Source organism: uncultured Parasphingopyxis sp. (assembly GCF_937129435.1).
Lineage (GTDB): Bacteria > Pseudomonadota > Alphaproteobacteria > Sphingomonadales > Sphingomonadaceae > Parasphingopyxis.
Map to the genome: position 1 here is coordinate 50,086 of NZ_CAKZNF010000093.1, position 14,338 is coordinate 64,423.

14 protein-coding genes and 1 tRNA gene are annotated in these 14,338 nt (G+C 65.6%); 7 read left to right on the forward strand and 8 right to left on the reverse strand.

Annotated features, from left to right (window positions below; all coding sequences use genetic code 11):
- Positions 1 to 69: 69 nt before the first annotated feature.
- Positions 70 to 1,170, forward strand: coding sequence for a class I SAM-dependent methyltransferase (locus Q0139_RS15175; protein ID WP_298024008.1), 1,101 nt, complete (start codon positions 70 to 72; stop codon positions 1,168 to 1,170).
- A 309-nt stretch (positions 1,171 to 1,479) separates the two neighbouring features.
- Here Q0139_RS15175 and Q0139_RS15180 read toward each other — a convergent pair whose 3' ends face one another.
- Positions 1,480 to 2,223: a LytTR family DNA-binding domain-containing protein gene (locus tag Q0139_RS15180; RefSeq protein ID WP_298024174.1), complete on the reverse strand. Its 744-nt coding sequence runs from the start codon at positions 2,221 to 2,223 to the stop codon at positions 1,480 to 1,482.
- Between the two features lie 65 nt (positions 2,224 to 2,288).
- Positions 2,289 to 3,419 carry a sensor histidine kinase gene (locus Q0139_RS15185; RefSeq protein ID WP_298024177.1) on the reverse strand — a complete coding sequence of 377 codons (1,131 nt, stop codon included), beginning with the start codon at positions 3,417 to 3,419 and terminating at the stop codon, positions 2,289 to 2,291.
- A gap of 166 nt (positions 3,420 to 3,585) precedes the next feature.
- Here Q0139_RS15185 and Q0139_RS15190 point away from each other — a divergent pair, with 166 nt between their 5' ends.
- The 3 genes from Q0139_RS15190 (at position 3,586) to Q0139_RS15200 (ending at position 5,089) form a co-directional block, all read left to right on the forward strand.
- Positions 3,586 to 3,813, forward strand: coding sequence for a hypothetical protein (locus Q0139_RS15190; RefSeq protein ID WP_298024011.1), 228 nt, complete (start codon positions 3,586 to 3,588; stop codon positions 3,811 to 3,813).
- A gap of 182 nt (positions 3,814 to 3,995) precedes the next feature.
- Positions 3,996 to 4,547 carry a hypothetical protein gene (locus tag Q0139_RS15195; protein ID WP_298024014.1) on the forward strand — a complete coding sequence of 184 codons (552 nt, stop codon included), beginning with the start codon at positions 3,996 to 3,998 and terminating at the stop codon, positions 4,545 to 4,547.
- A 95-nt stretch (positions 4,548 to 4,642) separates the two neighbouring features.
- The gene (locus Q0139_RS15200) at positions 4,643 to 5,089 is read left to right on the forward strand and encodes a hypothetical protein (protein WP_298024017.1); all 447 of its coding nucleotides are present in this window, start codon (positions 4,643 to 4,645) and stop codon (positions 5,087 to 5,089) included.
- A gap of 70 nt (positions 5,090 to 5,159) precedes the next feature.
- Here the strand turns inward: Q0139_RS15200 and Q0139_RS15205 are convergent, their stop codons facing one another.
- On the reverse strand, positions 5,160 to 5,891 hold the full coding sequence (locus Q0139_RS15205; RefSeq protein ID WP_298024020.1) for an extensin family protein: 732 nt from the start codon (positions 5,889 to 5,891) through the stop codon (positions 5,160 to 5,162).
- A gap of 87 nt (positions 5,892 to 5,978) precedes the next feature.
- Between Q0139_RS15205 and Q0139_RS15210 the strand changes: the two genes are divergently transcribed.
- Complete coding sequence (locus Q0139_RS15210) at positions 5,979 to 6,815, forward strand: class I mannose-6-phosphate isomerase (protein WP_298024023.1); 837 nt, start codon at positions 5,979 to 5,981, stop codon at positions 6,813 to 6,815.
- Here Q0139_RS15210 and Q0139_RS15215 read toward each other — a convergent pair.
- Together Q0139_RS15215 and Q0139_RS15220 are read right to left on the reverse strand one after the other, a co-directional pair.
- Complete coding sequence (locus tag Q0139_RS15215; RefSeq protein WP_298024025.1) at positions 6,812 to 7,417, reverse strand: hypothetical protein; 606 nt, start codon at positions 7,415 to 7,417, stop codon at positions 6,812 to 6,814. The two genes, Q0139_RS15210 and Q0139_RS15215, sit on opposite strands and share 4 nt — an antisense overlap.
- Before the next feature lie 74 nt (positions 7,418 to 7,491).
- Complete coding sequence (locus Q0139_RS15220; protein WP_298024027.1) at positions 7,492 to 8,274, reverse strand: NUDIX domain-containing protein; 783 nt, start codon at positions 8,272 to 8,274, stop codon at positions 7,492 to 7,494.
- A 172-nt stretch (positions 8,275 to 8,446) separates the two neighbouring features.
- On the opposite strand from Q0139_RS15220, the gene Q0139_RS15225 reads away from it, so the two are divergent.
- Together Q0139_RS15225 and Q0139_RS15230 are read left to right on the forward strand one after the other, a co-directional pair.
- Positions 8,447 to 8,533, forward strand: a tRNA-Leu gene (locus Q0139_RS15225).
- A 132-nt stretch (positions 8,534 to 8,665) separates the two neighbouring features.
- Positions 8,666 to 9,811 carry a nitronate monooxygenase gene (locus Q0139_RS15230; protein ID WP_298024031.1) on the forward strand — a complete coding sequence of 382 codons (1,146 nt, stop codon included), beginning with the start codon at positions 8,666 to 8,668 and terminating at the stop codon, positions 9,809 to 9,811.
- A 217-nt stretch (positions 9,812 to 10,028) separates the two neighbouring features.
- Here Q0139_RS15230 and Q0139_RS15235 read toward each other — a convergent pair whose 3' ends face one another.
- The 3 genes from Q0139_RS15235 to Q0139_RS15245 form a co-directional block, all read right to left on the reverse strand.
- Entirely contained in the window at positions 10,029 to 12,710 is a 2,682-nt protein-coding gene (locus tag Q0139_RS15235) for a carboxypeptidase-like regulatory domain-containing protein (RefSeq protein WP_298024034.1), read from the reverse strand.
- Positions 12,711 to 12,744: 34 nt separating this feature from the next.
- Entirely contained in the window at positions 12,745 to 13,578 is an 834-nt protein-coding gene (locus Q0139_RS15240; protein WP_298024036.1) for a molecular chaperone, read from the reverse strand.
- Between the two features lie 189 nt (positions 13,579 to 13,767).
- Positions 13,768 to 14,262, reverse strand: a complete 495-nt coding sequence (locus Q0139_RS15245; protein WP_298024039.1) for a DUF4402 domain-containing protein — start codon at positions 14,260 to 14,262, stop codon at positions 13,768 to 13,770.
- Between the last annotated feature and the right edge of the window lie 76 nt (positions 14,263 to 14,338).

Below are 14,338 nucleotides of genomic sequence, written 5' to 3' on the forward strand. Positions count from 1 at the left end.
GCGCATGCCGCGCTGTTCCAGCAGCTCGTCCTCAGCATCTGACCCAAACCCTTCAGCCAGGAGAATTCCATGTGCACCACGATGACCCACGAAGCCGCCGCGACGCCGGCGGACGACCTCACCCCCGGGCAGCAGGCCTTTTCGGAGCATATTTTCCGCACGATCAACGGCGGCGCCGCTTCGCTGATGATTGCGATCGGCCATCGCACCGGCCTTTGGGACGCCCTGAATGACGGCGAGCGCGTGACCAGCGTTTCGCTTGCCGCCAAGGCCCAGCTCGACGAACGCTATGTCCGCGAATGGCTGGCCGCGATGGCGACCGCGCGCATCGTCGAATATGCGCCGGAAAGCGGCGAGTATTGGCTGCCGGCCGATCATGCCGTCTTTCTCGGCAAGGACGCCGCGCTCGGCGACATGAGTGGGATGTTCCAGTTCATCTCGGTGCTCGGCAATGTCGAGAGCCGGATCGTCGACTGTTTCCGGACCGGCGGCGGCGTGCCCTATGAAGCCTATGACCGGTTCCATGAATGCATGGCGCAGGAAAGCGACGTCACCGTCGTCGAGGCGCTGGAAGATCACATCCTGCCGCTCATGCCGGGTCTGACGGACCGGCTGGAGCAGGGGATCGCGGTCGCCGATATCGGCTGCGGCTCGGGCCGCGCCCTCAACCGGCTCGCCGCGCTCTACCCCAACAGCCGCTTCACCGGCTACGATCTGTGCGAGGACACCGTGCACCTCGCCCGGTCCGAAGCCGAAGAGCTCGGCCTCACCAACGTCGCCTTCGTCCAGCAGGATGCGACGCTGCTCGACGGCGAGGATTTGTTCGATCTGATCTTCACCTTCGACGCCGTGCACGATCAGGCGCAGCCGGCCGAGGTGCTCGGCCATATCCGCCGGCTCGTGAAAGACGACGGTATCTACCTGATGCAGGATATCGATGCCGCGACCAAGGTTCAGGACAATTTCGACAATCCGCTCGGAACCTTCGTCTACACGATCTCGTGCATGCACTGCATGACCGTATCGCTGGCGCAGGGCGGCGTCGGGCTCGGCGCGGCCTGGGGCGCCGAACTGGCCGAACAGATGCTCGGCGAGGCTGGGTTTGGCGATGTGTCGCTGCACCGGCTCCCGCACGACATGATGAACCTCTATTTCGTCTGCCGCCCCTAGCCCCCTCCCGCGGCAGACGACCGGCCCCGGGGTATCTGCGACCCACCCCGGGGCCGTTTTCTTTGAAAACGGCTGGTTTGTCAGAACCTCGCTGACGCGAGGTCGCCGCACCGGCCCGCACCCCCACCCGGCCTCCCACTCAGTGTATTCTCATGGGAGGCCGGGTGGGGGTGCGGGCCGGTGCGGCGAAATTCCGCTAGGAATTCTCTGACAAATTAAATTCTGGTGCGGCGCTTTGGCGTCAGCCAAAGTCTGACAATCAAAAACGCGGCGCGCTCGACCGTCAGGTCGAATCCGACAAACCCAATTCTACCGCCCCGCGATTTCCTTCACCGTCTTCAGGTACGTCCGGCCGATCCGCACTTCGGACCCGTCGTCCATCTCGGCGAACCAGCCGCCCTGGCCGTCATGGCGCAGCTTGGCGATGCGGGCGCGGTTGAGGATCGAGGAGCGGTGGACGCGGATGAACTGGTCGGGGTTGAGCCGCTCCTCCAGCTTGGTGATCGTCTGGTGCAGCAGATAGCTGCGCTCCCCGACATGCAGCCGCATATAATCGCGCTCGGCCTCGACCCGGTCGATATCTTCCGCCGCAATCCGCACGACTTCGGAGCGGTGCGGCACCCAGAATTCGTCGGCCCAGGGCGATTCCTCTTTTGGCTCCTCGACGGTTTCGCGGATCTGGCCCGCAACCCGCTCGATCGCGCGTTCGAGCCGGTCCTTGCCGACGGGTTTGAGCAGGTAATCGATCGCCGCGACGTCGAACGCCTCGACGGCGAACTGGTCGAACGCGGTCACGAAAATTATTGCGGGCGCGAGGTTCATCCCGTCGAGCGCCCGGGCGACCTCCATCCCGTCCATGCCGGGCATGGCGATATCGAGCAGCAACAGCTCGGGCTGCAGCGCCTCGACGAGCCGCAGCGCGGCCTCGCCATCGGACGCGGTGCCGATCAGGTCGATACCCTCGACCGACGAACACAGGATCTGCATCCGTTCGATCGCCAGCGGTTCGTCGTCGACCAGCAAGGTGCGCAATGGCTTTGCGGGCGGCTTCATGGCGTCATCCCCCTGTCCGGCCTTGGCCTTGTCCGGCGCGTCGGCATCGTTGATCAGCCGCACCATTAGCACGTCTCCCTGTTCACCGGCATCTCCAATACCACCTGATATCCACCGCCCTCCTGCGGGCCCGCGGTGACGCTGCTGTCCTCGCCGTAACGCGCGTCGAGCCGGTCGCGGACATTGGCAAGGCCGACGCCGGTGCCGTGCGGCCCGTCGCCCTCGGGCAGCGGATCGCCGTCATCGGCCACCGAGAGGAACAGCTTGCCCCCCTCCTCCCAGGCGCGGATCGACAGCGTCACCGGGCGCCGCACGCGCGACACGCCATATTTGATCGCATTCTCGACAAGCGGCTGGAGGATCATGGCCGGAACACAGGCCGATGCGAGGTTGGTCGGCACAGAAATGTCGATCGTCAGCCGTTCGGGAAAGCGCACCGCTTCGATATCGAGATAGAGCCGCTGCAACTTGATCTCTTCGGCCAGGCTGACATCGTCTGCCGGTTCGGCGGTCAGGCTGGTTCGGTAGAAGGTCGACAGGTTGAGGATCATCTGCTCCGCCTCGTCCTTGCGGCCGCGCATGACGAGGCTGGAAAGCACATTCAGCGTGTTGAACAGGAAATGCGGATTGACCTGGTAGCGGAGCGCGCGGAGCTGCGCGGTCTGCGCTTCCTGCGCGAAGACCGCGGCGCGGCGTTCGGCGCGGCGAACGACCTGTGCATAGCCCAGCGCCATATAGAGCAGCGTCCAGGCGACGACGACGAAATAGCGCCCCATAACGGCCTCGACATAGGCCTTGTAGGCGATGGTCGGATCGCGGGCGAGCTCGCGCTCATAGGCCGCTCGCTCTTCGGCCCATTCGGGGCTGGAGATGACGTTCATCGGATCCGCGACCTCGAACACGAACATGTTGAACCCGGCGATCGCGGCGGCAACGGGAAGCGCGGCGGCGAAGGCGATCGGGATGCGCCAGCGCAGCGGCTTGTTCGCGAACAGTTCGAGGAACAGGAACAGCAGGAAGGTCACGCCGATCGCGAACAGCGTGACGACGACGCGGTAGATCAGCAGCTCGATCTGCCCGCTCGGCAGCATCAGCGCCGAACGGCCGGTGATGATGAAGAAGTAGAAGGCCCAGAGCCCGGCGATCGAAACGAAGCCCAGCCGCTTCGTCACGCCCATGCTGCGCCGGGAATCCATAAAATATTCGTCCATGGGGGCCTTTTAGCGGATTTTTGCGTTTCGTCGCGGGGGACGAACGCCCTGTGTCGAACGAACGACTTGTTTTGTCGATGGCTGCTGCACCGGCGCAGGAACGAAGCGCGGCGTCATGGGTTGGTCGGGTGAGAAGCCAAGGAGTCGTGCCATGAGCTGCGAACAGATTGTCGGCGAAAACAAGATGGAAAAAATGTCCGTTGCCCCGCCGGACCCGGAAGATACCGGGAAAACGAAGAAGGAAAAGCGTGAGAGCGAGGAGCTGGACGAGGGGCTGGAAGAGACCTTCCCAGCCTCCGATCCGCCCGCGAACACCCAGCCGGGCCATGGCGAGCCCATGCCCTCTTCCGGATATGACGAAAAGGACGGCAAGGACTGACCGTGCCCTGCGCCATTGCTTTATTGCAACAGCGCGCCGCCAATCCACATAAAATTGTGCAATTCAGTTGCACTGCAGCAATATAATCGATTCTAATCGGCCAAAGCGTTGATGGTTAACGCTCCGTCAACGCTTTGGGGCGCATAAGCGGCCTATGGATCAACAACGGACCGGAGGGTTCGATGGCTGCGACGAAAAAACCCAATCATGGCGCGCTGGCACTGGCGGAAATGAAGGAATTCGCCGGTTTCGAAGCATCGACGCAGCGTTACGTCCGCCGATCGCTCGATGTCGGGCTGGGCCGCAAGGACGCGGTGGGCCTGTGGTCACGCGATCTCGTCGAAGCCGCCAGCATCCGGGCACAGAGCCGGATCTACCGGCGCCTCGATACGATCCGTGGCCATATTCCCGACGATAGCGGTCTCGACGCCGTCGAGCCGTTTTTCGGCCCGCTGGTGACGATCTCGGCCTTCGATCTCGGCCAGGACCGGCTGCCGCATTTCCCCTCCTACCGGTTTCTCTACGAGCGCCTGCTCGGTGCGGAAATCCGGCCCTGGCTGCCGGGCGCCTTCTGCGCCGCGGCCTCGCTTCCGCATATCCATCCCGACCGGCGCAAGGATCTGCTGCAATCGATCAGCGAAGCGGCGGCGACGGCGCCGGGCTGGTCGAGCCGCGCACCGACCTTCTATCCCGACTGGGTGGAGAAGGTGCCCGAAAGCGCCCTGCCGAACTAGGCGCGCGCCGGCCCGAACGCCATTCCGATTGAAATCGACCCGCCTTTGGGTGTATCGTTCTGCCGCCTTTGAGAAATTCTGGCGGGAGTAACGACATGATCAAATTTGGTATCGCAGCCGGTATTGCCCTGCTGGCCGCCGCCCCGGCCGCCGCGGGCGGCATCGCTGTCTGCACGGGTTCGACCGAAGACCGCAACGGGATGACCGATTTCAGCGCCTACACGCTGGCGCAATCGGGCGATGCGACGATCGACCGGCGCGCCCTTGAAACCGAAGCGGAGCGCAATTTCCGCTCGAACTACGCAGAAAACCAGCGCATTCGCTGCCGCGGCTATAATGGCAACGGCCATTATGTCGTCGTCCGGGCGGCGCAGGGCCTGAACGGCCGGGTGCTGCAACTGATCGGCTTCGGCTTCGGCGCGACGCGCGAAGAGGCGCTGTCGAACAGCCGCGAATCGCTCGACGACTATCCGGGCTATCACATGTTCATCGGCCGCGGCGGCGAGCTCGAAGTGCTCGAAGAGGGCACGGTCGCCAGCTAAGGCCCGCGCTTCGGCGCATCAGCGATAACAGGGCTCGTCCGGCTGCCTGCCGGGCGGGCCCTTTTCGTTGCTAGCGGCAGACGCCGCCGCTTATCGCGCCGCGCCGGGCCATATCGAGATGGAAGTGATCGGCATGGGCGGCGTTATAGTCGGGCGACAGCACGGTGGCGAAGAGATCGCAGGCACCGTCGCGAACGTCGCGGAGAAAGGCTTGCTCGTCCGCCTCGCCGTTCCAGCCGGAAACGACCGAGACCCTGCGCCCGTCTTCCGTGACGAAGGCGGCGATGTCGAGCGCGTCGGCGGTGGCATGTTCGGACCAGCGCCCGGTCTCGGCGCCATACATCCGGCGGCAGCTATAGCCGCCATAATGTTCGATGCGGGCGACCGGCGATCCGAGATGTTCGATCGCGGCGGGTTGCAAACTATGCCATTCCCAAAGCGACAGCGCCGCAACCACCGGGCAGCTGATCGTAACGTCCGTCGGGGCGAGCACGACCTGCTGCGGCCCCGATGCAGCGGTCGGGCGCGTCGCGTCGGAATAACTGCAGTTCGGCCCGGAATCGCGTGGCGGCAAGGCTTCATAGGCTATCCCCGCATCGTCGAGCAGGTTGCGGCATAACGGCGTATCGCCGGTCAGCCGGGAAAGCTTTCGGCCCGTAAAGGCACCCACCGGGTCGGCAAGATCGAGCTGGGTCCAGGGCAGGTCTTCGGGATTGGATCGCGCCCAGAGAAGCGCCATCGCGATGGCGGCGAGAATGATCGCGGCTACCGCCAGACCTTTGACGATATTCAGCGTGCACATGGATTGTCACGATATTTTTGCATATCAGGGCCATAACGCATGGTGGCGGCAAACGTCCCGCCAAAGCGAGAAGCCGGAAGGATCGTCATGCCCGCCACGCGCCTTGCGACGCGTACCGTCGAAAAAGTCTGGGGCCGGTACAAGCTCGGTCTCGGCTTCGGCGACGCGCCCGAGGGCGGCGAACCGGTCGGCGAGATCTGGTTCGAGGGCGGTGAGGGCGTTCCCGATACGCTGCTCGTCAAATATCTGTTCACGAGCGAGAAGCTCTCCGTCCAATGCCATCCCGACGACGCGACGGCGCAGGCGCGCGGCCATCGCAGCGGCAAGGAGGAATGCTGGCTGATCCTCGATACAGAACCCGGCGCAACAATCGGCATCGGGCTGAAGGAGCGTGTTTCGCCCGAAGAACTGCGCGCGGCGGCGCTCGACGGGTCGGTCGAGAATATGCTCGACTGGAAGCAGGTGGCGCCGGGCGACATCTTCTACCTGCAGGCCGGGACGATCCATGCCATCGGCGCGGGCGTGACGCTGCTGGAGGTGCAACAGAATGTCGACCTCACCTACCGGCTCTACGATTATGGCCGCCCGCGCGAACTCCATCTCGACGAAGCGATGGGCGTCGCCGAGCCCGCACCGTGGGCGGCGCCGGACTGTCCCGGCGCGCCGGAGCCGGGACGCGAGATCCTCGCCGCCGGGCGCAAATTCGTGCTCGAACGGTGGAACGGCGCGGTTTCCGGCACCCTGGCGCCCGTGCCGGGCCGGCCGCTCTGGCTGATCCTGCGCGACGGCACAACGTTATTGGGCGGAGAACGGCTCACGCCCGGCGAGGTCTGGGTGTGCGATGAGTCGGCACCGCTCGCACACGATGGCGACATGCTGGTTGCCTATGCGGGCAGCGACGTCGCCGAAACGCTGATCGCCTAGTCGCGCGCGTCGAGTATGGCGCGGACGCGGTCGCGCAGCTCCTCCGGAACCGCCGTGCCGATCAGCGCATCGCTGTCCTCCGGATCGCGAATCGCGATATCGCGCGCGAGCCGGTCGCCGAGCCCCGCGGCGCGCATCGCGACATAGCGGCGGGCGGTCTCGGCGGGCGTGCCGAAGATCGGCGCCGAGCTCTGCGCCAGCCGGCTGCTCGCATCGCCGCACAGGAAATCGACGATCGCTGCATCGCCGGCCGAATTGCTGGCGCGCGTAAAGCTGATCGGGGGCGCGGCCTGCCCGCTGGGCAGGGGCACCTGGCGCCCCGCTTCGTCGAGCAGGTCGGTGATCCGCGCCGTCGCTTCTCCCGCCGCACAACGCGCCTCGGTCGTCGCGCGCGCAGCACCGCCGAACTGCCCGTCTCCGTAAAAGAACAGCACCATCGGCCAGCGCCCGGCCCCGGCGAGCGCCGGCTCGTAGGAAGCGAAAGCGACGCCGTCCTCCTCGGCGTACACAAGATAGGTGCCGCGCGGCGTTCCCGCCTCTTGCGCGACGGCGGTGGCGGGGATTGTCGACGCCGCGACGAGCGCGGCCATACGCAAGGTCATGCAAATTCCTTTCGCCCGCCGCCATCCGGCCGGCGGCATGAATTGCCGATGAAGGGCAAAGCTGGCCGGGCCGGTCAGGCGCGGCGCTCATTGCCGAGCGGCTGACCCGTCACGGGATAACCCGCATCGTCCGGAATGCAGATCCAGCGTTCGCCGTCGCGCTCTTCGGTCCAGGGGGTGATCATCCGGACCGGGATCGATTCGGCATGTGCACGGGCGGTCGCGAAATCGCTCCATTGCGCGAGCCGCTCCAGATTGCGGTGCGTGGGGAAGATGATCGAACATTTGCCGGCCTCCGCCTCGTCGATCACTTGCTGCGCCGCCGCCCAGCGGCTCGATACGCTTTCGCCGCCATCGGCCTGATGCGCGTCGCGTTCGGGCGCGCGGGCGATGAAGAACCAGGTGTCGAAGGTCCGCTCCTGCCGGAAATTCGGCTTCCACCGTGCCCAGGGGGTCATCACCGAAAGGTCGAGCCGGTGCCCCGCCGTCGCCAGCATCGCGCCGAAATCGCCTTCCTCATGCAATCCTTCGCGCATCTGCGCCGCGCCGATCTCGTCGGGCATCGGATCGAAACCGACGGCGACGCCCGTTTCTTCCAGCGTCTCGCGAATCGCAGCGACCCGGCCGGCCGTCTCGAGCTTGTCGTCCGGCGCTCCCCGAACCAGCGCCTCGTTGGCGGCCAGCGCATGATCGCCTTCGTCGATCCGCCCACCCGGGAAGACCATCGCGCCCCCGGCGAACGCCATTTTCGCGGCGCGCTCGACCATCAGGACTTCGGGCGGCCCGTCCGCGCTGTCGCGCATCAGCACCAATGTGGCGGCGGGGATGCCCGCCTTGTCTTCGACTTCTTCCAACATGCCGGCCTTGCTACACCGATGATCGGACACCGCAAGGGAGGACGCCGCTTCCACCGCGAGTTCGGCCCTTCGGAGCCGAGCCGCGCAAGGCCATTGCGCCCCCCTGTAGCCTTTGCTAGAGGCACGCGCCTGCCGAAGGCCGGACCCCGCGTCCGCGCCCCTCCCGGACTGTGCGGTCGTGGCGGAATTGGTAGACGCGCAACGTTGAGGTCGTTGTGGGCGAAAGCCCGTGGAAGTTCGAGTCTTCTCGACCGCACCAAAGATGTCCGGGCAGGCGTCCATATTCTAACCTATTGATATAAAATCGTTATTTGTGACGTCATGGCTGCACGCTTGACAGCGCGCGGCCAGCGGTTTCTGACATCGGCAAATCCGAAAGAGGACGTGTCCGATGATGAATTCCCCGATCTGCGAGATGCTGGACATCGAATTCCCGCTGCTCGCCTTTTCGCATTGCCGCGATGTCGTCGCCGCTGTTTCGAAGGCGGGCGGCATGGGCGTGTTCGGCGCGGTCAACCTTTCGCCCGACCGGCTGCGCGAAGAACTCGACTGGATCGACAAGAATTGCGGCGGCAAGCCCTATGGTATCGACCTGATCGTACCGAACAAGTTCGAGGGCAAGGGGGAGAAGCGGACGGCGTCCGACATCGCCGCGGCCTTGCCCGAACAGCACAAGGCCTTCGCCGCGCATATCCTTGAGGATCACGATGTCGACGCCTCGGGGCTCGACGAATCGCGCGGGATTTCGTCGAACTTCGCCAATAACATGCAGGCGGAAGGCGCGGCGAGCAGCCTCGAGGCGGCGTTCGAATATCCGATCAAGCTCGTCGCCAACGCACTCGGCGTTCCGCCGCCCATCATGCTCGAACTCGGCAAGAAGCACGGCGTACCCGTCGCCGCGCTGGTCGGCGCGAAGGAGCATGCGATCGCGCAGGTCCATGCCGGGGTCGATATTCTCGTCGTCGCCGGCGGCGAGGCGGGCGGCCATTGCGGCGAGGTCTCGACAATGGTGCTCGTGCCCGAGATCGCGCGCGGGCTCGAAGCGATCGGCGCCGATACGCCGATTCTCGCGGCCGGCGGGATCACGACCGGTGAGCAGATGGCCGCCGCGATGGCGATGGGCGCGGCCGGCGCCTGGTGCGGGTCGGTCTGGCTGACCACGGCCGAGGCCGAAACCAATCCGGTGGTGAAGGAGAAGATGCTGGCCGCGACCTCGCGCGATACGGTGCGTTCGCGTTCGCGCACCGGCAAGCCCTCGCGCCAGCTCCGCTCGCCCTGGACCGATGCCTGGGAGGCCGAAGATGCGCCGAAGCCGCTGCCGATGCCGCTGCAATCGCTGATTTCCGAGCCCGCGCTGCGGCAGATCGACAAGCTGAGCCAGGGCGGACATGAGGGCGCAAAGAGCCTCGCCACCTATTGGGTGGGGCAGGGCGTGGGGCTGATGAACCAGAGCATGTCGGCCGGCGACGTCGTCCAGCAATTCAAAGAAGAGTTTGCGGCGGCTTACGAGCGGCTGGCGGGCGCAATCGGCGGGTAACTGGGGTTTTTGAACAGTCAAAAAGTTGCGCCAAGTCGTCTGGCGCAACTTTTCATAGTCAGGACCTCGCTGTCGCGAGATCGCCTCACCAGCCCGCACCCCCACCCGGCCTCCCATTCAGGATACGCTCGTGGGAGGCCGGGTGGGGGTGCGGGCTGGTGCGGCGCTTTGGCGCTAGCCAAAGTCTGACAAACAATTCCGGTGCGGCGAATTCCCGCTAGGGAATTTCTGACAGATCAGCACGCGCGCTACCATCGATGGCAATCGTACCCAGCCGTACGCTGTCATCTTCGTCCGATACGAACGCCCGGCGGCCGAGCGTGGGACTGATACGCAGCGCCTGGGCGGAAAGTTGCGCCACGCGGACCGAATATTCGCCATAGGGCACGCCTTCGAACAGGAAAAAGCCGTCGAAATCGGTGCGAACCGTCTTCACGGCGCGGCCCTCGACATCGACAAGCTCGAGATCGACCCCTTCGAGCCCGGATCCGTTGCGGACGAGCACGCCTTCGACCTCGCCAGCGCTGACGAGCGCGATTTCGACCTCGGCCGCGACGCCCGGACGCGGCGTGACGACCACGCCGGGTCCGCGCGGCTGCACGAACGGGTCGGAAAGCGAGGATGTATCTATGCCGATCAGCACCGGGCGATAGGGTGTTAGGTTTTCGGCAATGGCGAGACCCTGATCGTCGGTCGGCTGGTCGGTCAGCGCGCGCCCGGCCGTGATTTCGACGTCCGGTTCGAGCGGTTCGTCCGGCTGGCGAATGCCGTCATTGTTGAGATCGCGATACACACGCACCACGGCCTGCCCGCCGGTCGCCTGACGCGCGGAAGTGACGCGAACGCCGCCGCGCGGATCGGGTCCGATCGAGAATGCGAGGTTCAAACCGGCCGCGACCGAGCCGTCGGTCGCCGCTTCGGCCGATGCGGTCAGCGCGAAATGCTCGAAACGCCGAACATAGCCGATCGAAGCGCGCGCGCGATCATATTCGGCCTGGTAACCGAGCTCGGCACGCCACGAACTGCGCTCGCCGCCGCCCCATTCGCCGGTCAACGTCGCGCTTTCGAAACGGCGATCGGGACTGAGCCGCCATCTCGCCTCGCCCCGCAGCCTGACTCCGCCGATGCGGCCGTTCGCCAAAATCGCCGCGGTCGTATCGCGCGGCGGATCGGGGCCGATACGGCCGCGCTGATCGCGCAGGCCCACTTCGCCCGTCACCGAAAAGCCGCGGAAATTCGCCGAAACCCGTCCGGCCAGCTCGAATTCCTTCCGGCCGTTGGTGAATTGCTCGTAATTCGCCTGCAACCGCACGGGCAGCGTGACGCGCCCGAGCTGCACCGAATAATCGGCCGCCACTTCGTGCTTCCATTTGAGCGTGTCGCCATAGCGTTCGGTTCGGAAATCGTTTGCATAGAGCGATTCGGCGCTCAGATAGAGCCGCCCGAACCGGCCGAGCAGCTGCGCGCGCGCCGCATAGCCGCCATTGTCGGCCCAGGCGCCCGTCACTTCGATCAGCGCCGGACCGATAGCGCGGCGAACCGATCCTTCCATGACGGTCAGCCGCTGATCGTCGATCACGAGGTTGTTGAGCTGGAAAGCGAGCGCCGTGCGCGCATCGATCCCGCGTTCGAGCCCGAAACCGGCGCGCCAGTTCGACGAACGCCCGAAACTGTAATCGCGCAGATTGACGAGATCGCGATTGTCCTGGCTCGCGCCGGCCCAATACCAGGTCGTACGCGGCGGAATGCTCGAAGCGCCGACATTGATGATCTCGGTATCGCGGCGAGTCTGGCCTTGCGGGCCGTAGAGTATGATTTCGAACCGGTTGATGCCGTAGCGCAGCTCGACATCGGCGAATTCGTACCGCCCGTCGCCGCGCTCCTCCGCAAAGGCGAGCAACTGGCCGTTGCGATAGAGCTCCGCATCCCATCCGGCCGGCAATTCGCCGCGAAATGTCTTGCGGTCGAACGAATCCGGCCGGTCGATCGGCCGGTTCGACACGAAAAAGCCGCGGCCGGGCATCGATTGCACGGCGATCGGCGAGCTCTGGCTCGATACGTCGCCGAGCGCGAACTGCGTCGCGCGCAGCGGGCCGAGCAGGTTCGGCTCGTTCGAGTTGCGAAAGGCGCGCATCCGGAGCGAATTGGGCACGCCGTCCGTGTCCGAAGCGAGCCGGGCATCGACCGATGCCGTCAAGAGTTCGCCCGAGGCGTAGATCTCGTAGCGGCGGTCGAGCCGTGTCCGGCCGCCCGCGCGGCGATCGCGGATCGCGCCGATATTGACCACCGCGTCGACCGACGGGGTGCGCCACATGCGGTAGGGGGTATCGGCCTGGGGCAGGCTCGACAGGTCGAAATCGATGTCGCGGCGGATCCGCGTCGCGCGATTCCGCCGCTGCATCGCCAGTTCGACCGGCAATGGCTCGTCCGAGGTGACGGTCAGAACGGCGTTGCGCATATCGGGATCGAATTCGACGCCGAGCCAGCGGCTGAGCGCGCCCGTTTCGATGCACCAGCCTTCCGGCGCATCGTGGATCGCATCGGCGGGGATCGCGCCCTGCGCCTCGCCATAGCGGACACGTCCGCTGGCGCGGTTGATATCTATCTGATTTTCTTCGTGAAATGCCCAGCCGCTCGCACGATTTGCGCCCTCGTCGATGGCGACAGGCACGTCGAGCGCCTCGATCGTATCGCCCAGGTCGACGCAGATGCCGTCGGGCGTCTGATAGCCGCGCACGCCATCGCCCAGCCGATACTGGCCGAGGCGCAGGTCGAACAGCAGCGAATCGTCGGGATGCGGCTGCCAGCCGCCCTGCGCCGGCGCCATGACGGCGCCGAACAGTGCGACAAGGCCCGCAATCCCGGCCTTGATCGAAGGAAGGAGGCGCGGTTTCGCCATCAGGGCGGCTCCGGCATCGCCGGGCTCCCCGCCCTTACTGCAGCGTCGCCGAAAGCTCGGCGATCAGGCCGCCGCCTTCCGATTCGGGCGCGCGATACTGGATCCGCACCGGGCCCGCGAGCGAACCCTGATACTCCTCGCTGACCGGCAGCGTGACCGTACGCTCGCCGATTTCCGCATAGGCGGCGATGCCGCGCGCGCGGACCACTGGGATATCGACACCCGGCTTGGTCACGACGATTTCGCCATAGGTCGATCGGTCGCCATTGCGGCTCAGCGTGAAACTCAGCGATTCGCGGCCATCCTGGCGCACGATGCGCGGATTCGAGATGGCGGCGGTAACCTGCAGATCGCCGTTGCGAACGATGATCGGGATGGTGACGCCGTAGATCGGGATCAGCCGGATCGAAAAGCCCTCCGCGCTGTCATCGGTCTCCGCGGTGACGGGCGTCGGTCGCGGAACCGCACGAAAAAGCATGTGGACGCGATATTCGCCATCGGCGAGTTCGGGCGGCACGCGCGCGCCGATCCGGATCGCCTGCGGCTGGTTCGGCGGCAGCGTCACCCGGCGGGGCGCGTAGCGGATCATGTCGAGCGCGGCCTGTTCCGCGGCATTGGGCGTTTCGACCTCGGCCAGGCTGCCATCGGGCAGCATGCGCCGAAGCTCGAGCGAGATCCGATAATCCGCCTCTTCGGTGCCGATATTGTTGAGGATCACCTCGGTCCCGCGATTCCCGTCGAGCACGACGCGCGTCGGCGCGACCAGCAGGTCGTTGGCATGGGAAGCAGTGGTCGCGGTGAGCGCGGCGACGCTGAGAAGGGCGCCGGCGGCCAGCCCGCGCAAGCGCGAAGAACGAATAGACGTCATGGAAAATAATCCCCCGGAAAAACGGCGCGAAATGCCCCGCAACGCCCGAAGAACCTGCCAAAATATGGTTATTATTCGGTCAAGATTTCGGGCGCCGGCACAAACAAAAACCCGGCGGCGCAGTGAGGGCGCCGCCGGGTTTTCTCCAAGGCACGGCCGAGGCGCAAAGGCCCCGGCCGCTGGAGGAAGCTATTGATAGTCGACCTGGACCGTGAAGTTGCCGGTGTAGCTGCCGGCCGCCTGGTTGGCGCCGACGGTCAGGTTGCCACCGACATAGAGCGTGTCCGAACCCGAGCTCATGTCAAGCGTGGAGCCGGAAAGGCTGATCGGCATGTTCGCGCCCGGGCCGGTCAGCGCGGTCAGGCCGCTGAGGCCCGAAACCGTGACCGCAAGGCCCGACGCGCCGGTGACCGTGAAGGCCGCCGAGGCCGGCGTGCCCGAACAGGTCAGCCCGCCGCAGTTGCGCGTGCCGGCAGCGTTCGCGGCGACCGTGACACTGGCCGAAGCCGACGTGCTCGGAACCAGCGAGCCGAAGCTCAGATCGGCGGTCTTGGTAACGGCGACCTGCTGCAGGATTTCGGCCGTCGCGGTGGCGCTGGCCGTCGCGGCATTCGCGGTTCCCGCACCGAGCGCAACCGAAGCGGTAGCGGCGGCAACGGCCGCCAGCTTGATCATCTTGTTCATTGCAAAAGTTCCCTTTTTCGCATCCGATTAAAAAGAACGGTGCGTCCCCCGCGCCATTCGAGAGTGCTTTTCGCCG